The sequence below is a fragment of the Acidithrix sp. C25 genome (assembly GCF_904848545.2).
In genome coordinates this window covers 37,786-60,369 of sequence record NZ_CAJHCI020000008.1, presented here as the reverse complement: position 1 = coordinate 60,369, position 22,584 = coordinate 37,786, and the positions used below count along the sequence as shown (strand labels likewise).

Sequence of the window (22,584 nt, the reverse complement as noted above, 5' to 3'; positions counted from 1 at the left end):
CGGTCGATACGGATATTTCCGCTCTTTTTCGACTACATGATATTGAGTTTATCGTGACTCGATCTTTAGCTCTCCGTGACCCTTTTGCATTGCATGGTTTTGCATTCTTGCAGTTTCCTTTCCTTGACTGAAGTAGCGTGATGCACTTTGGATCTTGTGGAATGGATGGCTGATTTAACGAGAGTTCTAATGAGCCTGTGTGACCTTATGTCCTGCAGGCGACATCGGCAAGCCTTAGGTCCTTATCAGGTTGTGCCAGTTCGAAGATTAATAGGGTGCGCCAATAGTTATGGAGGGGAACCTAATGTGTTTGGTGTCGCCTTCATCTATCTCGCGCGCGAAAGGATGATAGGAGTTGGATCTAGTTCGAACCAGCAAATACACTGACGGTCACCGCTAATCATCAGCCCTCAAAAATGAACCAATTCGATGGAACCAATTCGACAAATCTATCGATCTATCTGTAGATACAGTGTGTGGAAATGAGTTCTGGGAAAGATCGGCGATCGATGCTGGCGAATTCCCAAGTCTGTTGTGGCTGCACGAGCTCATAGCCTAAGTGACCTCACGTAAAGGATCCTTTTTCTCCAAGGCACTCGTAAATCCCAAGTGACGCTAGATGCCATTTGCCAAAGCCACCCGAGACCCGGCCCCCTTCAAATCGGCCCCCTTTCGAACCGTATTAAGCCCTTATTATCGATGACATAAAGGCGCGACTGAGAGCACCGAGTTGACTTCCTCGATTGAAAATGCCTAACGGTTCAGGCTCGTGCACAACAAAGGGCATAGCTTTTTTGATTAGTGTTTCTACTTGTCACGGATTTGTAGATTTGTGCCCCGAATCTCCCTGTCCAAAGGTAATGTTTGAATCTTCGTTTTTAGAAGATCTAAAGCCTTAGGATGACGCTGAAAGAGCTGCCTACCATGACGACCATCGACTCTCTAGAACTGACTGACCGTGGTTGATTGGTCGAAAGACGAAGTAATCATTGATCCAATCAAGCGATCATGTGGGTGTTTTGGATATTGCTCTGGATTAATTGGTGTAGTTTTCTTTGGTTTTTTAGGCGAGCTTGCACCAGATGTGGCAATTACCAGATGGTCCGTTCGCTTTTTATCGTCTATAGTCGCATTATCTAGGAAGCTTGAACGATGGGTAGGATATGACTTCGCAATTAGATCGATATTCTGTGGCAGGGCTAGGGCGTCTTCGAGAGTTCTCTCACGCCGCTATGAGTGATGATTTGATCTTTGTATCGGGCACATTGGGAACCTCTGAAGATTTAGGACTAGTTGATGGTGGGATCGGACCACAGACGATCCAATGTCTGGGGAATATCGAACGGATCTTAAACGAGGTCGGATCGTCCTGGAACGACGTATTGAAGGTGAGCGTCTTCGTTGCGGATATGGCTAACTTTGATGCCATGAATCGTTCCTATGCCAGCTTCTTTGACCAGGAGCCACCAGCTCGGATAACAATCGGCGGGGTCGTCTTAGCGTTGGGCGCCGCGGTGGAGATCGAATGTGTGGCAAGGCGTCATCGTCCTGAGAGGGTCTGGAGAGCGAAAGATATTCCACGCAGGACGGGTTTTTTCGACAATGAAGGCGAGTCCCTCTATTATGAAGTTATTGGTGAAGGTGGAGTGCCGTTAATCTTGAGCCATGGTGCGGGAGGAAATCACGCTTCATGGTATCAGCAGGTGGCTGAGTTCGCTCGTGATCGTATGGTCGTAACTTGGGACCATAGGGGGTATGGGCGCTCCAGCGATCGTGCGGGATTGTCTGGACCAGAAGTGGCGGCACGAGATCTTTTGGCGTTGGTAAAGGAGCTGTCTATTGGCAAGGCAGACTTCGTCGGACAATCCATGGGAGGATGGAGCGTCGTTGGAGCTGCACTAATGGAGCCATCTTTATTTCGCCGGTTGGTCTTAGCGGATACACTAGGTGGTTTTATAACCCCTGAAATTCAAGCGGCTGTCGCATCCTCGAAGGGTTTTGAGATCCAGTCCACCGATCATCTTGGTGGTCACCCAGCCCTGTCTCTTTCGTTTACGCAAAGGTTTCCAGATCGAGCACACCTCTATCAGTGCCTATCCGCAATGGGAAGTGTCGACGGTCAGGTCATGATCCCGCGTTTGCTTGCACATACTCATTCAAAGGAAGATGCGGACTCACTCACCATGGCGATCTTATGTCTCGTTGGAGATAGAGATCCTCTCTTTCCTCCTAGATCGATTCGGGCTCTTACCGATCTTCTTCCCGATGCCCGCATTACGGAGATTACCGGCTGTGGCCACTCTCCATATTTTGAAGATCCCCAGGCGTGGAATTTTGCAGTCAGATCCTTTTTGGATAGGCAATAGTCTTTGAGATCTCGCCAATAAAAGGTCGGATCTTGATGCTTTGCAAGGGGTTTTCTTGCAAAAGGAGGGTTGTGACGGCGAGGTTTCGAGATGGAATAGCCAATTTATAGTTAGGGTTTTTTTGTGGCAATTCCTTTTGACTAATCGATTTTTTTGAGGGAGCTGCTTTGAGTAAAAGCGGCGCCCTCAAAGCATTCTTCGAATTAAAGTCAAAGTCCACTCCTTTGTCGAAGGTCATACCTTGTGTCATTTGAGGTGCCATGACGACAATGGGACTAAATCACCCACCTTTACCACCGGGGCGTAACTGTTCGCCTACAAGGCAGACTTGGATTCTTTGGCGATCTTTAGGAACTTCAGAGTTGGTTCGTCTAGGTCGGATTCGTTTCTCCAAATGGCCCTAATTTCTCGAGATAGCGAGAGGCCTTCGATTTGAACTTCGACCATTTTTCCACGTTCGATATCATCGTGGACTGCTAACCAACTAATTACAGCTGGGCCGAGTCTGCCTTCAATGGCTGATTTGATAGCCGTGGTGGAGGAGAGTTCAGCGACTGGAGTAACTAGGGATCCATGGGGTTTGAGGGATTCCTCGAGTACTTCACGGGTTCCTGAACCAGTTTCACGAAGGACGAGAGGTGTCTTTGCGAGTTGATCGATCGAAACTATCCGGTTTTGTTTTGCCCAGGGGTGGTTTGGCGCAACGACAACTACTAGACGATCGTGGTAAACGATTTGGCACTGAAGATCTTTTGGATAATCAATACCCTCGACGAAAGCTAGATTTACGCTACCGTTGGCGAGCAGACGTATGACTTCGGAAGAATTGCCCATTGTTATGGCTACTGTTAGAGCCGGATCGTGGTCGTGGAGGGCCACGAGCCATTTGGGCACTAGGTATTCGGCTACGGTCATGCTAGCACCGACTGCTAGGTGCGAGGTTTTGCCTTTGCGAAGCGCTGTCGATCCAATCTGAAGGTTGGCTATTGCAACTAGTACCACTTCCGCCCATTCCACTACTGCCAAACCATTAGCGGTCAACTGAGCTCTTCCGCTCGAGCGATCGATGAGGGTCAGCCCTAGAGTTCTCTCGAGTTCTTTAAGTCTCATGCTCGCAGCCGGTTGGCTGATCCTATGGGCTATCGCGGCTTCGGTGATCGAGCCAAGGCCTGCAACGCTCTTTAGAAGGTCAAGTGATAGAGCGTCTGGAATTGGTTCAGATAATGGCATAAGAACTACTTATAATACCATAATGTAGGCGGGTCATAGCCTCGGGTACGCGAGCCATATCGTCTTTTATATGGACCCAAATATAACGCCACCAGATACTGAACAAGCCGATGGAGATGTTGTTCAAAATCGATTTTCTCCTTCGCATCTAATGACCTTGATCCCAGGAGTTGGGGTAGCAGCTGTGATAACTGCGATTGCTACCTACCTGGGACATTTGTTCCCAATAGTCGGCTCGCCCGTCTTTGCAATACTTATTGGTGCGATATCGACGATCTTTATCAAGTTACCGTCTTCTTTTGCACCGGGGGTCCGCTTTACCTCCCGCGGAATCCTACAAGCTTCGGTAGTCCTTCTAGGGCTCGGCCTCTCACTCTCACAGGTGTTGAGAGTTGGGGCATCTTCGCTTCCTGTCTTGGCGGGAACGCTATTGGCTGCTATCGGTGGGGGTTTTTTAGTTGGACGGTTACTTAAGATAGAACCCGATATCTCACTTTTGGTCTCAGTCGGGACTGGAATTTGTGGAGCCTCTGCCATTGCAGCCATGAGCGCAACCATCGCGGCGACTGAATCTGAAATTGCCTATTCGATAGCGACTATCTTCACCTTTAACGTGGCTGCTGTCCTGACATTTCCTCTATTGGGCCACTTGATTGGCATGAGTTCACGCTCTTTTGGTCTTTTTGCCGGCACTGCGGTAAATGATATGTCGTCTGTCGTAGCGGCAGCCACGGTTTTCTCCGGAGCTTCAGTTGGATACGCAGTCATTGTGAAGTTGACTCGAACACTGGCTATCGTGCCTTTGACGGTTGGAACTGCACTCATTCGACAGCGTCGACATGAGGATCCTGCTTCGTCATCACTCGCAGTCTTTTCTCGTCAAATACGTAAGGGATTCCCTCCCTTTATACTCTTTTTCCTATTGGCAGTAGTGGTAAGTTCTATTGGAATCGTGCCAACCTTTGTACGAGTTCATGTCTCTACCGTCGCGACTGTGATGATTACCGCAGCGTTGGCTGCCATTGGGCTTTCCATCCGTTTTGATCAGATTAGGCGTGCAGGTTTCAAGCCTTTAGCAATGGGTGCCATTCTTTGGGTATTGGTGGCTGCTACGAGCTTATCCTTGCAGACATTTTTGCATATCAAGTAGGGCTATTCTTTGCCGGAGAGCGATAGAAGTCCCAAGGAGTATCCAGTGCGACTTCATAGATTTGGAGACCAAGGAGAGCTACCTGTAAAAATGGTAGCCTTTGGTCTCCAAATCATAATCTAAAGGTGTCAACTTGGGTATGGATCTACTCGAACGAGTTGATGCTTGTCGACTTCATAGACAAAACCGAAGATGTTTTGTTTGTGAGTTACAAATGGAGACGCTGCCAAACGAGCGATCGACTGACGTACGTCGTCGTAGGGATCTCTGAATGCTTCGACTGCCCAAGATGGGCGAATGCCGATCTCTCGTTCAATCTGAAATTTAAAGTCGTCGTCTGAAATCTTTTCTAGACCGCAATCTGTGTGGTGAATTAGAACTATCATATTTGTTCCGAGCGACCTTTGTGATACGGCGAGGGAGCGAATTACATCGTCGGTAACAATGCCACCCGCGTTTCTAACGATATGGGCGTCTCCGATATCGAGCCCCAATATCCCAAAGAGATCAAGACGAGAGTCCATGCACGATACGATAGTCAGCTTCATGGCAGGATGTACATCTACATGTGGTTTGACGCTCTGTGATTCGGTGTATTTTTCTGCCGCTGTGACAATTTTTATGATCTCGGTTGGATCCATCTTTCCCCCATGAGGTCGTTCAGGCGCTTTCATAAAGATTTGCAATCTTGGCCGAGTTGGGTTGATATCTTCAGATGTTGCCTCGATTTATTTGTTATTGGGTATTTCGATATCAATAGATTCACGTGCACTTGCCTCAATTGGTTTCTTTGGAAGGTCAGTTATCTACCTCTAGGTGTGTCCTTTGCGAAGCGATTCGCAAGCCTATTTTGCTGGGGTTTGCATGGGTCTCCAAATGGTCAACGTATTCCTGGTCTTATCCTTGATTCTCTCATTCTCACCACCACGCATCGCGTTCTTCGATTAGTCCTTCAGATGGAGAGAGAAACTGGCCGCTGTTTAGTCGCTCGTCGTTTCTCATCCTCCATTGCAGTGCCTTGTTTGAGTACTCCCACCCTATTGATGCTGCGTCGCTCGAGTGGTTTGCAACTAAATCGTAGATTTGGTTTGGATCCTCTTGCAAATCGAAGATAAGCGGAGGAAGTTTATCCTGGTCGGTGCCGAATGCTACGTACTTGGTCGTAGCGGATCGAATGACATTCAAGCCACAATGTGCCATTGGTATCTGAAGGATCGACTCTGCCCACTTGGTAGAAGGAGACCTAAAATCCCACTCAAAATGGGCCTCACTTCGCCAATGCGATGGAGCCCCTTGGCCATTTATAAATTGCGTTAGGGAAAAGCCATCACACTGTAGGGGCTTTTCTATCCCGAGCCATTCGCAGATCGTGGGAACAATATCTACGGATTCTGTAAAGTGCTCCACGGTATTGTTGGAAGTCGTTGTATACGGGTCGAAGATTATGAGTGGAATATGGTAACTTTCATCCCAGTAGCCAAGTTTTTCAAAGAGCCAATGATCTCCTCCCATCTCTCCATGGTCGCTAGTGAGGACGATAAGGGTTGATTCGAAGAGGCCACTGTCGCGTAGATAGCTGAATAGGATCTCCAGTTTGTCATCAACTTCGTGCTGAGCCCCGTAGTAAGTTGCGCGCATCTGGCGTTTTTCACCTTCATCATTAGGCGCGCCTACCCTGGGCAATTGCGTCGCGATAGCAGCTAGAGGATGAATAGCTGCCTCTTGTTCCTTGGTCTGTGCTCCTTTTGGGTCATCTACATCGTTCGCGTCGTATAGGTCGTGATAGCCAGGTGGATTTCGACGCGGTGGATGCGGTCTTATGAATGAGGCGTGGATAAAGAAGGGTTTGTCGCCATTTTGGTCTAGGTAGTGCGTGATCTGTTCCACCATGAAGGAGGTCTCAGAGTTTTCGGACGAAAAGCGGGTTGGGGCCCATGTTGATCCGTGGGTTGTGGCGCCGGGAAATGTCGTGTCGGGTAGGTAAAGATCGTGAGGGTTCGAGGGGACGTCTATGCCTTTTTTGGCGAGCCACTTTGCCCACATTGGACTCTTAGCTTCAAATGGATCGTGAACAATTGGACGAAAGCCGGGAAGAATGCCTTCGTATGAATAGAGTGCCGGGTCATTTTTTGGGACAGTTGACGGATCGATGCTTGTGTCGGTATAACCAAAGAGAACGGGATCATATCCTGCATCCCGGGCAAGGAGCGCGATGTTGGTGAATCTTTGTGATAGGGGAGTTCCATTTAGGACTGATCGATTTCTATGAAGATAAGTCCCTGTATACAGACAGGCGCGTGACGGTCCACAAGGGGCCGCGTTTGCCCAATGGTTTTTGAATATCGTTCCTCGCCTAGCCAATTGGTCTAGGGTTTTGGTCTGAAGAACCGGGTGACCAAGGAGGGAGATTCCGTCACCACGCCATTGATCTAGGGTTATAAAAAGTACATTTCGGGTGGGTTCCAAGTGCCGTCCTCCTTGAAGGGTCAGATTGATTAAAAGAATGGTTTTTTGAGAGTCTCGAATCGAAGCTAGAGTTTGAAACTACACAGGTGCTTTTTCCAAGGAGCTCGATGCCATGGTCTCATTTCGTCATATTTGGTGTTGCCTCTGCCTGAATTGCAAATGTACAAGCTTCTCCCAGCGTCTTTATCCGTTTGATTTATCCGTGTGGCACTTGCGAGCTTCGCATTTGGAAGCCCACCTGCCTCTATGGCTGGATTTATTAACAAATTTGGTGACTTATGACCTAAAGAGTTGGAGCCTTCCAGTCTTTTTAGATTTCGATAGGAACACTTTGGCCGACTCGAAAGATCTCTATCGGAGGTTACTTTAGTGTAAGCCCGCCATCTACAGTGATTACTTGACCGGTCATATAGGTGGCGTCGATGATAGAGCAGATAACCGTTGCGACATCTTTGGGCTGTCCTGAGCGTTTTAGCGGTGCGGTTTTGCCTACATGCTCACGAATTTGCTCCCAGTCCTTGGTCCATGGAGTATCGATCAATCCGGGCGCGACTGCATTTACTCTTACCCCATTTTCAAACGATGCAGCTAGCAGTGTTGTGAGATGGTTAATTGCCGCCTTAGAGACGGCATATGGTATCGATGAACCCGTAGGCCTTATCCCTGCGATCGAAGTGACATTGATGATACATCCTCCATTTGCTCCTAAGAGGGGATAGAACTCTTTGCACATCCACCACGTGCCCATGAGGTTGGTGTCGAGTATTTTCGCCCATACGTCGTCACTTGCTCCTTCGAGGTCTCTATGTGGAATCACCTTGGTGTACCCAGCATTATTTACAAGTACATCAAGGCCACTGACTTCGTTTTTTATAACTTCATAGAGGTTATTTCGGTGCTCTTTATCTGTTACGTCAGTTTGAACATAGCGAATCGCCCCGTTTGAGGACTCTTCCATTTCGAGTCCAGCCTGGGCGCTTCTGACCGAGGTTACATAGACCGTATATCCCTTTGCCACAAGCGCCTCTACGGTGGCCAATCCTATTCCAGATGTTCCACCTGTAACCAATGCAGTTTTCAAAGCATGCCCTTCTTCCTTGTCTAATTTGAAATTAAAACTTATCAATTTAGCGACCAAAGCTGTTTGCTTTGAATAACAAATATTAGGTTATTTGTTCGTTTGTAGAATCTGGCAGGATCTATGGGTCAAGGGCAAACCACCACCCGATGATTTGGACCTGTAATGGGGCTGGAACTTAGGTGGTCAGGGTTTATTGTGTGACCTCGTCTTGCAGGAAGGATCTGTTTTTAAAATTTGGACCTTGTCTATTTGATCTTGGGGCCCTTCTGTGAACACGTGGAGAAAGTCGTCATCGACTATTGGGCTGGCGGTTATTGTCTTACATGAAGACAGCTGCGACTTAGCAAGATTTATTTGATGGGTCGAAGGTATTGAACTACTCTTTTTTTCTGGAGGTTCCCGGGATGATCTCGCGTGAAGATGTTAATGGACTTCAAAGCCGAGTCGAGAGATTGATTGAAGAAGTCGAAGAGCTAGGTTATGCCCGCCTGATTGGAGTTGATCCAAAATTCACCAGTGAGGCCCTAGCAATCGAGAGAATTCTATCCAAAGTCCTTCGGGCGCTAAAAAAAGCCCAAGGGGATCTTACCTTGCTAGAACCACACATTAAAGAAGACGAATAGTGGCATTTGCAGCCTAACATAGCGCACGTCACATTGTGAAATGTGGTCTTGGTCTTTTTTTGTCAATAGCAAAGCATGTCATTCGCATTGACATTTGGCAACAATGGGTGTTGACTAATTCCAGTGATTGGCAGTTTTGTGGATAATTGGAGTGGTCGAAGTTGACTGATAAGGCTAAAGCGATGGTTTCTGAAGGTGAAGTTCTTGCTAGGTTTGATCAAGCCATAGCAAAATCGTCCAACTTGGCTGTTTTTATGGACTGGCTTAACCGCAATATTGGAAGCCAATTTGAAAATTACGATCAGCTGTGGAAGTTTTCCGTTGAGAACTTGGAACGTTTTTGGACCTTATGGTGGGCGTTCATAGATCCGGCATTCGGCCAAAGCGATCTTGGAAGATCTGGCATATCCAATATAGGGTTTGATCCTACCTTGGTTTTAGACTCCAGAGATCAACCAGCCAGCGGGTTCTTCAAGGGCCAGCGGTGTAATTATGCCAGTTATTCACTTGCGCGGTGTGATGATGCGATTGCGATTGTGGTTGTGTCGGAGCTGAACGAGGCAAAGGTAACTTTTAGGGAGTTGAACGCACTCGTAGCCGCATTTTCCAAGAGACTAAGAGATCGCGGAGTACGCGCAGGAGATGGAGTTGTGGGGTATCTTCCCAATTCGCTCGAGGCGTTGGTGGCCTTTTTGGCCGCTGCATCTATCGGGGCAATTTGGTCTTCGTGCTCGCCAGACTTTGGATCTTCGGCTGTTGCGGATCGTTTCATTCAGCTAAAGCCAAAGGTACTTGTTGCCGTAAGCAGCTACTCCTATGGGGGAAAGGTCTTTGACCGAAGCTCAGAGGTGCGAGATATTTGCGGCGCTTTGGGCGCCAATCTTGAGCTTCTGATTGTGGATCATACAGAGTCGTTTGTTGAGGATAGGTTTGGGGTGTTTGCTACTGCTGAGTTCATGGAGCCAATAGAGGGTTTAGATCGACCGCAATTTGAAGATCTCGACTTTAATCACCCCTTGTGGGCTCTCTATTCGTCGGGTACGACTGGAATGCCAAAGGCGATAGTGCATAGCCACGGTGGAATCTTCTTAGAGCACACTAAGGCGTTGTCGTTGCATTGTGACATTCGAGATGGTGATCTCTTTTTTTGGTTCACAACCACTGGCTGGATGATGTGGAACTTTTTGATTTCTGGCCTTTTAGTTGGATCTGGAATCCTTTTGTTTGATGGATCGCCAGGATACAAGGACTTATATCGTCTTTTTGATATTGCGGCTTCTAAGAAGGTGACCTTTCTTGGGGTTAGCGCACCTTTTATAACCTCGTGTCAGAAGGCCAATATCACTCCAAAACAAAGATATGACTTGCGAGGCCTTCGTACGATAGGTTCAACAGGTGCACCGCTTTCTCCCGAGGGATTCTCTTGGATCTATGAGAACGTTGCAGATGGAGTTGCCGTAGCATCCGTAAGCGGTGGGACTGATTTGTGTACCGCCTTTTTACTTTCCACTCCGTTTCATGATACCAAAGCCGGCGTGTTGAATGTGGCTGGCCTGGGTGCATTTGTTATCGCGGCAAATAGTGAGGGGCAGGGCGTAGTGGACGAGGTAGGCGAATTGGTAATTGTAGACCCAATGCCTTCCATGCCGATCTATTTCTTGAATGATCCTTCGGGTGAAAAGCTTCATGACGCATATTTTTCTACCTATCCAAATATGTGGCGCCACGGTGATTGGGTGAAAGAGCGCAGTGATGGTTCGTTTGTAATCTATGGCAGGAGCGACTCTACCTTGAATCGAGGTGGTGTTCGTATGGGTACCGCTGATTTTTATCGTGTGATTGAGATGATTCCTATGATTGTGGACTCCATGATAATTGATACCTCGAGATTGGGGAATGACGGGAAATTGGTATTGCTGGTCGTCATTGAGGCTGGTGGCGTCTTTACGGATGGGTTGAGATCTGAAATTCGCACTCGTATTCGTGAAGAATTGTCCCCGAGGCATGTGCCTGATCTTATCGTAGAGGTTTCAGCAATTCCACGAACGTTAAATGGTAAGAAGATGGAGGTGCCGATTAGGCGTTTGCTCCTAGGTGAGGAGATAGATAAAGTCGCGTCGCGAGGTTCCATGGCGAATCCGGATCTGATCCTTGAATACCAAGACCTCAAGGATCGTCTCTAGCTGATCAGTGAATATTTAAACCCAAGCCTCGATTTCCCGGATCTGGTCCTTGGATTGCGCTTCCTGAATTTCATGCTGAATTTTATGAGAGGAGAAGGCCAAGGAGAGACTGCTTTGGCTATGGAAAAGGAACAAAATATTGCTATGTATTGTCAATGGAGTTTGATTGACGGTGCAATCCTCAATCTGCCTCTGCCTTGCTTATTTGAGGGTCAACCCAAAAATTAGCCAAGGGGAAATCTATTTGGAGTGTTTAGGCTCCCTGGTGCAGTCCCGGTGGCAACTGGAAGCGACGTCTCCCTAGACCAGGCCGAGAAGGAACCTTCATAGATTTCGATCTCGATCGAGAATGCATATTTGAATGCCAATGCAAGATGGCAAGCTGTAATTCCAGATCCGCAACTTCCGATTATCTCTTTTCCTGATTTTGGTTCGAATCCGACTCGGTCCATTAGGGTCTTTCGGAGTTGTTCGACCTCAGGAAAATATGAGTTATGATCAAGCAGCGATCTCGTTGGAAGTGAAATTGCACCAGGGATGTGCCCGGGGCGAGGATCGACTGGATCGCTGTCACCTCGGTATCGACTCTCGTCCCGTGCATCTAGAACTATCGCTGAGCTTTTTTCGATGGAAGTTTTGACGTATTGTGTATCGCAGACCCCAGGACCCCATCCGCCAAGGTTATTTTCAGCGAGAGGCGTATCGTATCCATTAAATTGTGAGATTCTGGTTGACCCTGTTTCGAGCGGGCCATCCCATGCCGCAATTCCACCGTTTAGAACTGCGGCTTTTAGACCAAGGCGACGGTTCATCCACCATATTCGCGCTGCGATAACACCTCCGCAGTCGTCATAGATGACAGTTGGTTTGGAAAGATCGATTCCGCAGGTTTTTAAGGCTAGCTGAAAGGCGTTTGAGTCAGGAAGCGGATGTCGTCCATGATTGCTTACCCGGTGGTCGCTTGCTACCGCATCAATATCGATAAAGATTGACCCTGGTATATGGCCTTTGAGATATGCATCGTACCCATTTCGACCATCTAGATACCATCGAGCATCGATTACATTTACTGTGTTTGTATGGATTAGCTCAACTAGTGCGTTGGAATCTATCAGTGTTTCTAGATTATTTTGCATATAACCCCCCCCGCAATGTGATAGTTAGGGATAGCTCGTTGGGTATTTCCCTTATACAACTATCCTTTATTAGCGTGAATCGCTTTATTCTAACTGCGTTCGGCTCTGATAGGCCAGGAATTGTATATCGGTTGACAAAGGAGTTGGCTCGGTTGGGCGCAAACCTTACCGACTCTACGATGACGGATTTGGAGGGCCAATTTGCGATAATGCTTTCATTTGAAGTTGAAGGTCTTTCCAATTCGGATCAGTTGAATAAAGAGCTCAATGAGAATCTAGCTGATTTAGGCTTAGCACTTTTTGTAAATCAGATCGAGATTAAGGATTGGATTGACCTCAAGGACGTATCCCGGGTCGCCATTAGAGTCATTGGCGGTGATCGTCCGGGAATCGTTGCAGGAATTTCTGAAGTCTTGTTCAACTATAAAGCTAACATCGTTGAACTGAAGACTCATTCGACGACTCCATTTCCATCTTCCAATTACGTGATGATTATTCTTGTTGATCTCGATTCCTCTGTAAGTTTTGAGAGAATTCGGGCTGATTTGATCGAAGTCGCTTTGAGGCTCACTGTGCACTTGAGTGCGGAACTTATCGAGCCAGACACCATCTAAGGAAGGTTTTGGGTTTTTTAATTGTCAAAGTCGGGATTTCATGGCTATTAGAGAGGTCGTAAGCGTTCCGCATCCAGTACTTTCTCGTCAAGCTTTGGAAGTTAATTTTTTTGACGAAGAGCTTGCGAAGTTGGTCGGCGATATGTGCGATACGATGGCTGTATCTCCGGGTTGTGTAGGTCTAGCTGCAGTTCAAATAGGAGTTCCCCTGGCGATCTTTGTGGCCGACGTGGCGGGACACAAGAAAACTCGTAGTTATAACGGCCTGATCGTGGCAATCAATCCGGTGATAACTGCAAAGTCGAAGCCGATCAAAGTGCGCGAAGGTTGCATGAGTGTCGCTGATTTTACCGGGGCAATTGAACGTTTTTCTAACGTTACGCTTCGGGCTCAAAATTGTAATGGGGAGATCTTTGAGATTGAAACCGATGGCTTTGAAGCTCAGGCGATACAGCATGAAGTGGATCACTTGAATGGTATGGTTTTTTTAGACCGAATCATGTCTCCTGATAATTTATATCCAAGAAAGCGTTATCTCTAGGATCTCCATCCAGCTTTTTGCTAGATTGGCTCGAACTAACTATCTACTTCTTGGAGATGAAATGATAAACATAGAGGCATTTGTTCTTCGAGAGCGATCATTGTCTCGAAGAACAAGTTTTGACCAAGTGCATGCTACATGAGCGCATTCAATCAAGTGAATTCACTATATGCATTTTCCTAATGGAGCTTGGAAGCCACAAAGGCGCCCCGTACCTTATTAGTACTAAGCCGCACTATCTTCAACCTTAAGATCTGCATGTACTATTAGTGCCTCAACGGCCTGCTCGAGCATGGTCCAAGTCGATTCATCGGTGAGTTCTAAGTTGGAGTTGAACTTTTGTGCGGCCGATGTGACAAAGATCTCTGGACGTGACAGAACGAGCGAGCCCGTTGCATGGAGAACTTCTCGAAGGTGAAGCTGACCTCTTACTCCACCTAAAATGCCAGTGGAAGCACTAGCAAGAACCACCGGCTTTGCAATCAAGACGTGCTTGCCATAAGGTCGCGATGCCCAATCCAATGCATTTTTGATTAGGCCAGTGAATGAGTAGTTGTACTCTGGACTTGCGATTATGATAGCGTCTGCCTCTTTGATCGTTTGGCGAAATCTCGATGCAACTTCTGGAGCGTTCTGGTTGTCGAGGTCGGGGGTGTAAAAGGGCAATGCTTTGATATCTTCGAAGAGCTCGAATTCGACCGTTTCTGGTAGGAGCGATCCTATCGCTCTCAAAAGTGCGCTGTTGTAACTTTTTTGGGCTGCAGATCCCGATAGGGCGACAATTTTTGGCTTTGACATCTCTTTCCGTTCTGCTTAGTTTCTGTAAAGGTTTTACTTGCATAGTCAACTAGTTTTAAATTGATTCTATTTCCAGTTGGTAGTTTTTACTTTGGCCGTCTGGAGATTTTCTCAGGTTCGATACGAAATTAAAGATTGGGTTTAATCGCTAACATGGTAATTATGGCTTATGCAACCGTGATTGGCGACTTTGAAAGATCGATGATTGAGGGATCGAGCGTCTTTTTCGTGGCGAGCGCTCCGCTGGATCCCAACGGACATATCAATCTTTCCCCTAAAGGGATATCGAATACCTTTAGGATCTTGGATGATCATCACGTCGCGTATCTAGATCTGACCGGATCTGGAGCAGAAACAGCAGCCCACCTAAGTGAAAATGGGCGGATTACGCTAATGTGGTGTTCGTTTGGGGGTGACCCTAATATTTTGCGAATTCACGGCCGTGGTCGAGTTGTGCGACCACAGACCCCCGATTTTGAAGAGCTGATCGCTCATTTCCCTCCACACAAAGGCGTTCGCGGAGTCATTGTGGTAGAGATCCAACGGCTCGATAACTCTTGCGGTTTTGGCGTACCTGTGGCAGTTGAGTTACAAGAGAGATCGGATCTAGATGGGTGGTTGAATCGTAAAGGTGATTCGAAGCTTCTCGAATACCAGGCCAAACATAATCAACTATCGATTGATGGCTTGAATGCTTACCCGCTTTCATGATTAGTGAATTTTGATCAAATATTGATACCCTTCCAAAGTACCGCTAGAAAAGCGCGACACCTTTTTGATTGTCGTTGATTTTTGGCCCTATCCATGGGTTTTTTGGGGAGTTCTCAATTGATTGAGCTGATTGTCGAGTCGTTGATATTGATTACTGGGTCATCCCTGCTAAGAGTTTCACTCCAAAGGCGACTGATTTGGCTAGTTTGATTCCCTTGATATGGCCAGCTCCTTCAATAAGGTCGTTCCAATAGATCCCCCAAGCTGAACCGACTGTAGAAGGCATCCATTTGCTCGTCAGAAGGTTTGCTCCATTTTTGGCTAGTTTGGGATGAGCTAGCGCCAACCTCTGTATTGCTGCGGCTGATTTCAAATAGACTGCATGGTTTTTCTCTAGCTCCTGTCGGTAGATTTGTGCGGCATTTCCAGGATTTGAAGAGATTGCGCTAGCTGCTCGCATACCTGAATCCATCGCTGCATAGATTCCCTCTCCCTGAAGGGGGTTCACCAGCCCTGCGGCGTCGCCTATAAGTAGGACATTTTCTCTGGCTGGGATGATTCCATGGTATCCCATCTTGAGCCAGCCACCTAGCTTGGTAGCGGGGTCAAATTTAGATGACTTTATCCAACCTTGTCGTTTAAGGAGCTCGAGATAGGGTAGTAGCGCTCGAGTGGCCATCGATGCGTTTTTTTTATCGCCCAGAACTCCCATGCCAACTCCGCAATTTGCCATTCCTTCGCAGTCGGAGAAGATCCAGCCATAGCCCGGGAAGAGTACATTTGACTCTCCCCCTATCGACTTTTCGTCAAAGAGCGAGATAACAGGAGTGTCGACTGAAGCCTCTAGATATCCTCGAATGGCAAAGCCATAGAGGGCACTTGCCTCATCTGAGAGGTTCATCTCCTTGGCGACTAAAGAATTTGCACCATCTGCACCTATAACAAAGTCTGCGCTGATAGCCGAATTCCCGATGTAAATTTGATATCGGCCACCATCGGCTCTTGTGATTTTGTTTACTCTAGCGCTGATTGGCAATGAACCACCAGAGATTGCATTTTCATAAAGTGTCTCATCAAAGATGCGGCGTTTGATTAGCCAACCGCTTCCCGGATAGGTAATTCCAGATTCCGCCGGTAGTCGCAGTGGTCGTCCCGATGGTCCAACCAATAACATATCTGAGACGACCCTTCGGTTTCTAGGTAGGTCAATGCCTAGGTCGGCTAAGAGGGCTAGGGCACGCGGTCCAACCAAATCTCCGCAAGCTTTGTCTCTGGGGAAGGTGGACTTGTCGATTAATGCCACCCTTGCGCCACTCGATGCTAGAAGGCTTGCGGCTATGGATCCCCCCGGGCCCGCACCGATCACCGCGACGTCATATCGATTCAAATTTACTCCTGGGGTATTTTTTGATTATGATCTTTGAAATTGGAAAGTGGACATAGGATCAAGTGACTATCTTTTGGACCAACTGTTCATTCGAAGGTAGTTAAGTTGACGTTCCCATCCATGAATAGTCTTTGTCCTACTGGAAAGAGACAATTAAGAGCCTAAGTGAGATGGTAACTTTTGCGACGGTTGCACCAAGGCTTATGATATTGGACTTTTTGATGTTTACCTTTTCTTCCCAAAGCTTTCCGTCAGTGCCTGACTTTTGGAGATAGAAAGTTGAACCAGTTGGAGTGATTTGGCGGCTGAGAAGTCGCCAACCCATGTGTGCTATGACGGTTTGTTCGAAAGTAGTTGCTTGCGAGATGGTGAATGGAATCGAAAAGGTAATCTCTCGGTCGAAGGGGCCATTGCCCATGTCTAGGTTGGCCAAGCCAAGGAGTGAAGCACCTAGCGGGACTACGCTAGCTGAGAAGATATTCTTGGGCACGACACCCTCTTTGTCAAGAGGCATAAATGCCTTGGCGATAGATTGATAGGCAAGCGTGATTCGCACATTACTATTTGGTTTTGCTCCAATAGGAATCCCAGCTAAGGTACCACCGGTGAAGATCACAAGGAGCACCCCGAGAATAATTCTCTTTTGCAATTTTGAGAGGCGACTCTTTTTTACTGCCCCAACAAATGAGGAATTCTCAATGGCGTTTGTCTCTGTAGAATCCGAGGTCGCTTCAGATGACTCGAGGTGATCTGTGACCTCCTTGTCGGGATCGTTTTTTTGATTGCTAGATTGGCTTTGCAATTGTCTTCTCTCTAAGTTGTCCGACTTTCATTTAGATATGTAACTCCGCTAGATATGTAACTTCGCTCCGTTGTTCCCATGGTGATGAAGTTGAATTACCCTAAACAAATTACCTGGTCACGGTGTATGCTTGGGTAACCTAAGGGTCGGGTCGCTCTTGTGCTTTAAACTTTTGCCCCGTAATTGCGAACTTTAGCTACAGGTGACCAAGCCACTTCGTGTGTCGTTTTAGGCATAGGAAACAGCATAGTTGGAGCGATTAAAGTTGATTGGATCAAGGCGTGAATTGATATTTCGCGTCCTGGCATAGATTTCTCCAATCGAGGTGTTTGAGCCGTGATGGCCAGAGAAAAAGACCATCCATTCCTAAGGGCAGTCTTTGCCTCGGCGTAGAAGATAGGTTACCTTGGCGCCTTGCAAGGAGTTCCACGGGGGATAGTTGGCTCCATGGCGGATAATTAGCTCCACTGATAATAAGGCGATCCAAGGAGAGTGACCCCTTGTCATGCGTGGTATAGACTAACTCGCAGTTTGGTTTTTTGCCTTGCCAAGCTCAGATTTGTTCGATTTTTCTTATTTTTCTACGATGTAAAAGGGTGCAAGGTTGAGGCACATAAGGTTGAGTCAGATAATTTTATGTGTGTTCTTGTGAGATGGCTGAGATGGTGGTTTTTGCCGTTGAAAGGTTGCCATGACTCTTTTGGATCGACTTCTTGAGCCAACAGCGCCGAGCCAACAGCGCCGAGCCAACAGCGCCGAGCCAACAGCGCCGAGCCACAGTGTCGGGGTGATGGTCTCTTGTGAGGCTAAGATCTGGAATTTTGGAGCTTAGATCAAGGTTTCAAGAGGGTGATATCTTCTAATCGCATCTGATAGAGCACTAACTAGCCGGAATAAGACCGGAGGGCTATTAGGTTTTTCTAGACAGTAATTACAGCTCTGGCGGCGTGGCCGAGTGGTTTAGGCAAGGGCCTGCAAAGCCTTGCACAGCGGTTCGATTCCGCTCGCCGCCTCTCTTTCTCTTGATCGTTTTCGGCTACATCTCCTCTTGCTGGCGATGGCCTACTCAATCTTCGTTAGAAGAATTGCCCTTAGGCGAATCTCGTCATGAACTCCATAGTGCTCGCAATATGGCTAGCATTGTCGAAAAGAAGATTTACCCTAGAGTCTTTACGTGTCGATTATTCAGCTATGGGGCCACGCTACAAGGAGATTTCCAATCAAATCCGTTGACTTCGAATCGATAGATCTATTGCCCGGTTTGACCAAAAATCAAGATGGAACTTACACCATTAAGGTTTTTGCAGGTAGAGCAGAGTCGTTATCTTTGGAGTTATTTGACGATCGTCGTCATTTGATTTCAACTAGTGCATTGCGACCCATTGGCGATGGATGGTGGATCGGCGTATTTGCGGGAGCGGACAAGATGCTCTATGGCCTTAGGGCATCGGGGGCATACCAACCAAATGATGGTCTGTTTTATAATTCAAACAAGATCCTCTTTGATCCATATGCAAAGTCATTTTCTGGCCACATCTCCTTTGGCGATGTCACAAGAGTCCACGCTCCGTATGACTATCTTACGAAGTCATCGGTCGATTCAATAACTGGAGTTGCTCTTGCGCAGATTGATGATGGAGATTTTGCCCAAAGGGATCGACCCAAAGATATCGCTTCTTCATATTCATGGCGAGATACGACCGTCTACGAGGTTCACGTAAAGAGTGCGACCATTTCAAATATGGTAGTTCCCTCTTCACTTAGAGGAACCTACTTGGGTCTATCGCATCCAAGTGTAATAGAGCATTTTCATAGATTAGGTGTCACAACGCTGGAGTTGCTGCCAGTCTTTCACTTTGCTGACTCTGAGGCACTTTTTCATAATGGATTGACAAATTTCTGGGGATATTCACCAATCTCTTTCTTTGTTCCCGAGCCTCGATATGCAAGTTGTAACGATTTTGCAACAGCTAAAAGTGAATTTGCTGAGATGGTTGATCTGCTCCATCAGGCTGATATAGAGGTTCTCCTCGACGTTGTCTACAACCACACCGGAGAAGGTGATATCTCTGGCCCCACCCTCTCTTATCGAGGTTTGAGCGCGCATGACTACTACTTGATGGAAGGACAGGGCAACTATCACATTGACATAACAGGAACCGGAAATACGCTCAATGTTGCCTCTGAGGTTTGTAACCGAATGATTATTGATTCGATGCGCCACTTCGTAGAGGCCTATGGGGTTGATGGTTTTAGGTTTGATCTAGCTACCACTATAGGACGCGATAATGACACTAAGAATGGTTATTCCTTTTCCCCTATGGGGGGTGTTCTCTCCGCGGTGACAAACGACCCGATTCTGTCGAAGATCAAACTTATTGCGGAGCCTTGGGATTTGGGGAACAACGGCTACCGCCGTGGCTTTTTTCCTCGACCTTTTGTTGAGTGGAATGATCGCTTTCGAGATGGGATGCGGCGAGCTCTTGTCAATCGTCAGGGTGACCCAAATGAGGTTGCGGAGATAGTCGAAGGACGTAATGATCCTCTTTCGCTTTCACGAAGGATAAACTTTATCACCTGTCATGATGGCTTCACCTTGATGGATCTTGTTTCGTTTGATTACAAACATAACAATAGCAACGGTGAAGAAAACAGAGATGGATCCGACAACAATCTTTCAAATAACTTTGGCTTTGAAGGTTTGAATGCGCCGGTAGAGATTGTAGAGATGCGTGATCTTGCGCGGAGAAGTGCGATAGCGGCTCTGTTGCTAGCTCCAGGTGTTCCGATGCTGCTTGGTGGGGACGAACTCTCGAGGAGTCAGCAGGGCAATAATAACGCATATTGTCAAGATCGAGTGGACTTTGGATTCAATTGGTCGATGGCCCAGAGTCCATTTTGCGAGTGGGTGTGCGCCCTATCAAAGATTAGAAAGAACTACATATCTTGCTGTGACTCCATAGAGGCCACCATACTTGAGAGCGATGCCAGTGGATTCGATGGTGATCCAGAGATCGATCCTCGCATCCTAGAGGTCTGCCTGTGGCGCGAGAGCGGTAGTTCCAACAAGGTCGTCATCTACTTCAATCTCTCGCAGAACGAGATTAAGATAAGTGTGGCCGATAGATTCCCAACCTCAGATGCAGCGATCTTGTTGGATTCATCAACGGGACATGCGGCTACGGTCCTGGGCGATATGACCTATTGCGAGGTAATCAATCTAATACCGAATTCACTAATCGCATTAATTCTGCGCGAAGAGACCCGATAACCAACTATCTTTAATAGAACAAAATATGGGCCGTTGGCGCAGCTGGTAGCGCACTTGCATGACACGCAAGGGGTCACAAGTTCGAGTCTTGTACGGCCCACAATTGATTTTGTAACCTCAATAATCTTTGGCATCTAGCTATGTACGAGTTCGAGTGTTGTATGGTCTTGAGTCTTGATCGAGAATCACCTCTGCGCTGCGACATGGTTGCGACATGGTAGAGTCAGCATGCAAAGCTGTGTGGCAATTTAGCTAGCAAAATTGTTTTTGCCTTTTTGTCATTTTGGTCTCATGCTTAATTATCCAAGAGTGGGTCCCTTTGTGATCCAAGGTCATTCAGGAGGCCCGCTGCGACTTTGGAGTCCGTGATCGTGACAATTAGCGATTCTCCATTTTGTTTGTGCACCTCAAGTGCCTCTCTTCCACGGATAAAAAATGCCCAAGCTCGTCGTCGAGGTAGCCAACACATGCCGTAGATGTGAAATCTTCCAATCCTGATTGACTCGGCCTTTGCTATATCTTCCATTGGAACATACCGTTGGGGCCTTTTTAGGGGCCAAGCGATGACCCTGAGACCCTTGGAATCGATGTGAACCGTAATGGTCGAAACGCCACCGATTACATAAAGCCATCCCAAACCCCCGATTAGCTCGATTGGGGTGATACCAGAGTAGAAATATATGCCGAGCAGAGCGAGGCTAAACACGAAAAGCAGGGGGTTTGTAACCCGTTTGTGATAGATGGCCCTTTCGCCTGGTCGTAAATCTATGGTCTCTTGAGATTCATCCGACTTCGAGATCTTTTTTGGGGCCGACAAATATTTTCGAGCACGAATTTGCCCCACAATTATCGATGTAAAGGTGGTGACCACGATAACTGACCCTATCTCGAGGCGATAATTTGGTGATTTCGCGACAATGATAGAACCTGTGGCCGCAAGAAATATTAGGGAAATGATGTAAGGCTTTCGTTGTTCTGGCTTCATGCCATAGCGCCCTTGATCAACTCAACTACCTCATCCGAATTGAAGCCGAGTCTTTTGGCCTGTAGAACGAGTCCTTGGACTTGTTCAATTATGAGTGCCCGAGAATCGGGATGGTTATCAGAGACGTACGCACCGCGTCCACGTCGCATGTTTACTAGATCTTCAGCGCAAAGAATCTGATATGCACGTAGGACTGTATGCATGTTGACTTCGAGGCCTTCTGCAAGTTCTCTAGCCGGTGGGAGTGGGCTTCCCCCTGGTAAGGAGCCATCGGCAATGGCCCTTCGAAGGGCGCTAGTAATCTGTTCGAAGAGAGGAACTGAGCTATTGGTGTCGATACGAATGAGCATAGTTCTAATTGTAATAGAACTTTAGGTTATTGTCAATCTTTTTCGCTAGGGAGCTCGTATGGAATTTTTACGATACCGTGATTTCATCCTCCGGATTTGGAGCGTTGGTTTCCAACATTAAAGCTCTTTCCATCGATATTTTCTGGTTCGATCTCAATGTCTTAATAATCTGCGCCATGATCTTCGATTCATGTAGAGGTGGTCTTTGTGGTTTTGGTCCATGAGATCTAATTATTAATGGCGTGTTGATTTTTTAGGATTTTTTATGAGGCGATCCAACGAAGTAGGCGGTCTGATCTCAAGGGCGCCTTTATCCTTACAATCACCCATGAGAGCGACCTGACATCTTCGCATTCATCAACCAGCCTCGCCAAAGGTGACTTTCGCTATGTGGTTTTATGGGCTGTGGGGCTTGTAATCTCTTTCGAACTACCTACCAGGGGTGAGGCTCATACGGATCTGGTTCTGGCGCTCTTTAGGGCACTTGTGTTTCGTTCTGGGATTAGTTATTTGAAGCCTTAGCATTTGGGAGCCCATCAAAGCACTAACGGAGCAGTGTTGAAGTTATCTGGCACTCTTGCTTTGAATAGCTGCATTTTGCTGCAAGGGTCTTTCTTCAAAGGGCAACAGGCAAATGTAGTTTCGATGTCGCTACGCGCTCGCGCTTTGATATTTAAGGGTGTTTGTACAGACAATGATTGGAAATATCTTGTCCATGAGTGCGCCTCCAAATCAGGTTGGTTAGGCTCGATTCGATTCGATTCGATCCGATCCGATCCGGTGTTGGCTTCTTGGCTAACGCGCATTTTTGGTTCAGATGAGCGAGATCATCGTCAACTGCCGTTTATGGGGGCTAGAGATGGCCGAATCCCAAGCGACGCCAAGATTCC

At 47.2% G+C, this 22,584-nt stretch carries 19 protein-coding genes and 2 tRNA genes; 11 read left to right on the top strand and 10 right to left on the bottom strand.

The window, feature by feature from the left end:
• The first annotated feature begins 1,163 nt into the window (after positions 1-1,163).
• Positions 1,164-2,366, top strand: a complete 1,203-nt coding sequence (locus ACIDITHRIX25_RS85600) for an alpha/beta fold hydrolase (RefSeq protein ID WP_201733634.1) — start codon at positions 1,164-1,166, stop codon at positions 2,364-2,366.
• Between the two features lie 315 nt (positions 2,367-2,681).
• Here the strand turns inward: ACIDITHRIX25_RS85600 and ACIDITHRIX25_RS85595 are convergent, their stop codons facing one another.
• Positions 2,682-3,596, bottom strand: coding sequence for a LysR family transcriptional regulator (locus ACIDITHRIX25_RS85595; protein ID WP_201733633.1), 915 nt, complete (start codon positions 3,594-3,596; stop codon positions 2,682-2,684).
• Positions 3,597-3,666: 70 nt separating this feature from the next.
• On the opposite strand from ACIDITHRIX25_RS85595, the gene ACIDITHRIX25_RS85590 reads away from it, so the two are divergent.
• Positions 3,667-4,746, top strand: coding sequence for a YeiH family protein (locus ACIDITHRIX25_RS85590; protein WP_201733632.1), 1,080 nt, complete (start codon positions 3,667-3,669; stop codon positions 4,744-4,746).
• A gap of 128 nt (positions 4,747-4,874) precedes the next feature.
• Here the strand turns inward: ACIDITHRIX25_RS85590 and ACIDITHRIX25_RS85585 are convergent, their stop codons facing one another.
• From ACIDITHRIX25_RS85585 to ACIDITHRIX25_RS85575, 3 genes are all read right to left on the bottom strand, one after another.
• Positions 4,875-5,387 (bottom strand): beta-class carbonic anhydrase, encoded by a 513-nt coding sequence (locus tag ACIDITHRIX25_RS85585; RefSeq protein WP_249685838.1) that lies wholly within the window; start codon positions 5,385-5,387, stop codon positions 4,875-4,877.
• Positions 5,388-5,664: 277 nt separating this feature from the next.
• Entirely contained in the window at positions 5,665-7,212 is a 1,548-nt protein-coding gene (locus ACIDITHRIX25_RS85580; protein WP_201733631.1) for a sulfatase-like hydrolase/transferase, read from the bottom strand.
• A gap of 361 nt (positions 7,213-7,573) precedes the next feature.
• Entirely contained in the window at positions 7,574-8,293 is a 720-nt protein-coding gene (locus ACIDITHRIX25_RS85575; RefSeq protein WP_201733630.1) for an SDR family NAD(P)-dependent oxidoreductase, read from the bottom strand.
• Positions 8,294-8,664: 371 nt separating this feature from the next.
• Between ACIDITHRIX25_RS85575 and ACIDITHRIX25_RS85570 the strand changes: the two genes are divergently transcribed.
• Positions 8,665-8,916, top strand: coding sequence for a hypothetical protein (locus ACIDITHRIX25_RS85570; protein ID WP_052606552.1), 252 nt, complete (start codon positions 8,665-8,667; stop codon positions 8,914-8,916).
• Positions 8,917-9,077: 161 nt separating this feature from the next.
• A complete protein-coding gene (locus ACIDITHRIX25_RS85565) occupies positions 9,078-11,099 on the top strand; it encodes an acetoacetate--CoA ligase (protein WP_201733629.1) in 2,022 nt (673 codons plus the stop codon).
• 224 nt (positions 11,100-11,323) lie between these two features.
• Here ACIDITHRIX25_RS85565 and ACIDITHRIX25_RS85560 read toward each other — a convergent pair whose 3' ends face one another.
• On the bottom strand, positions 11,324-12,235 hold the full coding sequence (locus ACIDITHRIX25_RS85560) for a sulfurtransferase (RefSeq protein ID WP_201733628.1): 912 nt from the start codon (positions 12,233-12,235) through the stop codon (positions 11,324-11,326).
• Between the two features lie 38 nt (positions 12,236-12,273).
• Between ACIDITHRIX25_RS85560 and ACIDITHRIX25_RS85555 the strand changes: the two genes are divergently transcribed.
• Together ACIDITHRIX25_RS85555 and def are read left to right on the top strand one after the other, a co-directional pair.
• Positions 12,274-12,849: a glycine cleavage system transcriptional repressor gene (locus tag ACIDITHRIX25_RS85555; RefSeq protein WP_052607206.1), complete on the top strand. Its 576-nt coding sequence runs from the start codon at positions 12,274-12,276 to the stop codon at positions 12,847-12,849.
• Positions 12,850-12,889: 40 nt separating this feature from the next.
• Positions 12,890-13,390 carry a peptide deformylase gene (gene def / locus ACIDITHRIX25_RS85550; RefSeq protein WP_201733627.1) on the top strand — a complete coding sequence of 167 codons (501 nt, stop codon included), beginning with the start codon at positions 12,890-12,892 and terminating at the stop codon, positions 13,388-13,390.
• A gap of 225 nt (positions 13,391-13,615) precedes the next feature.
• Here def and ACIDITHRIX25_RS85545 read toward each other — a convergent pair whose 3' ends face one another.
• Positions 13,616-14,188 (bottom strand): NADPH-dependent FMN reductase, encoded by a 573-nt coding sequence (locus ACIDITHRIX25_RS85545; RefSeq protein ID WP_201733626.1) that lies wholly within the window; start codon positions 14,186-14,188, stop codon positions 13,616-13,618.
• A gap of 162 nt (positions 14,189-14,350) precedes the next feature.
• Here ACIDITHRIX25_RS85545 and ACIDITHRIX25_RS85540 point away from each other — a divergent pair, with 162 nt between their 5' ends.
• A complete protein-coding gene (locus tag ACIDITHRIX25_RS85540; RefSeq protein WP_201733625.1) occupies positions 14,351-14,899 on the top strand; it encodes a pyridoxamine 5'-phosphate oxidase family protein in 549 nt (182 codons plus the stop codon).
• A 151-nt stretch (positions 14,900-15,050) separates the two neighbouring features.
• Here ACIDITHRIX25_RS85540 and ACIDITHRIX25_RS85535 read toward each other — a convergent pair whose 3' ends face one another.
• Complete coding sequence (locus tag ACIDITHRIX25_RS85535; RefSeq protein WP_201733624.1) at positions 15,051-16,286, bottom strand: geranylgeranyl reductase family protein; 1,236 nt, start codon at positions 16,284-16,286, stop codon at positions 15,051-15,053.
• Positions 16,287-16,422: 136 nt separating this feature from the next.
• Positions 16,423-17,088, bottom strand: a complete 666-nt coding sequence (locus tag ACIDITHRIX25_RS85530; protein ID WP_201733623.1) for a hypothetical protein — start codon at positions 17,086-17,088, stop codon at positions 16,423-16,425.
• Between the two features lie 691 nt (positions 17,089-17,779).
• Between ACIDITHRIX25_RS85530 and ACIDITHRIX25_RS85525 the strand changes: the two genes are divergently transcribed.
• From ACIDITHRIX25_RS85525 to ACIDITHRIX25_RS85510, 4 genes are all read left to right on the top strand, one after another.
• The gene (locus ACIDITHRIX25_RS85525) at positions 17,780-17,920 is read left to right on the top strand and encodes a hypothetical protein (RefSeq protein ID WP_201733622.1); all 141 of its coding nucleotides are present in this window, start codon (positions 17,780-17,782) and stop codon (positions 17,918-17,920) included.
• A gap of 109 nt (positions 17,921-18,029) precedes the next feature.
• Positions 18,030-18,101, top strand: a tRNA-Cys gene (locus tag ACIDITHRIX25_RS85520).
• A gap of 161 nt (positions 18,102-18,262) precedes the next feature.
• A complete protein-coding gene (locus ACIDITHRIX25_RS85515) occupies positions 18,263-20,359 on the top strand; it encodes a glycogen debranching protein (RefSeq protein ID WP_201733621.1) in 2,097 nt (698 codons plus the stop codon).
• Between the two features lie 27 nt (positions 20,360-20,386).
• A tRNA-Val gene (locus ACIDITHRIX25_RS85510) sits at positions 20,387-20,459 on the top strand.
• 195 nt (positions 20,460-20,654) lie between these two features.
• On the opposite strand, the gene ACIDITHRIX25_RS85505 is transcribed toward ACIDITHRIX25_RS85510, so the two are convergent.
• Both ACIDITHRIX25_RS85505 and ACIDITHRIX25_RS85500 read right to left on the bottom strand, forming a co-directional pair.
• Entirely contained in the window at positions 20,655-21,344 is a 690-nt protein-coding gene (locus ACIDITHRIX25_RS85505; protein WP_052607212.1) for a hypothetical protein, read from the bottom strand.
• Positions 21,341-21,694, bottom strand: coding sequence for a GntR family transcriptional regulator (locus ACIDITHRIX25_RS85500; RefSeq protein WP_052607213.1), 354 nt, complete (start codon positions 21,692-21,694; stop codon positions 21,341-21,343). The genes ACIDITHRIX25_RS85505 and ACIDITHRIX25_RS85500 overlap by 4 nt, the downstream gene beginning before the upstream one ends.
• Positions 21,695-22,584: the final 890 nt, after the last annotated feature.

Excerpts from the sequence above, each read along its gene's own strand:
- ACIDITHRIX25_RS85540 (WP_201733625.1), top strand. The coding sequence starts at position 14,351 with ATGGCTTATGCAACCGTGATTGGCGACTTTGAAAGATCGATGATTGAG.
- ACIDITHRIX25_RS85590 (WP_201733632.1), top strand. The coding sequence starts at position 3,667 with ATGGACCCAAATATAACGCCACCAGATACTGAACAAGCCGATGGAGAT.
- def (WP_201733627.1), top strand. The coding sequence starts at position 12,890 with ATGGCTATTAGAGAGGTCGTAAGCGTTCCGCATCCAGTACTTTCTCGT.
- ACIDITHRIX25_RS85585 (WP_249685838.1), bottom strand. The coding sequence starts at position 5,387 with ATGGATCCAACCGAGATCATAAAAATTGTCACAGCGGCAGAAAAATAC.
- ACIDITHRIX25_RS85500 (WP_052607213.1), bottom strand. The coding sequence starts at position 21,694 with ATGCTCATTCGTATCGACACCAATAGCTCAGTTCCTCTCTTCGAACAG.
- ACIDITHRIX25_RS85505 (WP_052607212.1), bottom strand. The coding sequence starts at position 21,344 with ATGAAGCCAGAACAACGAAAGCCTTACATCATTTCCCTAATATTTCTT.
- ACIDITHRIX25_RS85560 (WP_201733628.1), bottom strand. The coding sequence starts at position 12,235 with ATGCAAAATAATCTAGAAACACTGATAGATTCCAACGCACTAGTTGAG.
- ACIDITHRIX25_RS85600 (WP_201733634.1), top strand. The coding sequence starts at position 1,164 with ATGACTTCGCAATTAGATCGATATTCTGTGGCAGGGCTAGGGCGTCTT.
- ACIDITHRIX25_RS85595 (WP_201733633.1), bottom strand. The coding sequence starts at position 3,596 with ATGCCATTATCTGAACCAATTCCAGACGCTCTATCACTTGACCTTCTA.
- ACIDITHRIX25_RS85525 (WP_201733622.1), top strand. The coding sequence starts at position 17,780 with ATGACTCTTTTGGATCGACTTCTTGAGCCAACAGCGCCGAGCCAACAG.
- ACIDITHRIX25_RS85545 (WP_201733626.1), bottom strand. The coding sequence starts at position 14,188 with ATGTCAAAGCCAAAAATTGTCGCCCTATCGGGATCTGCAGCCCAAAAA.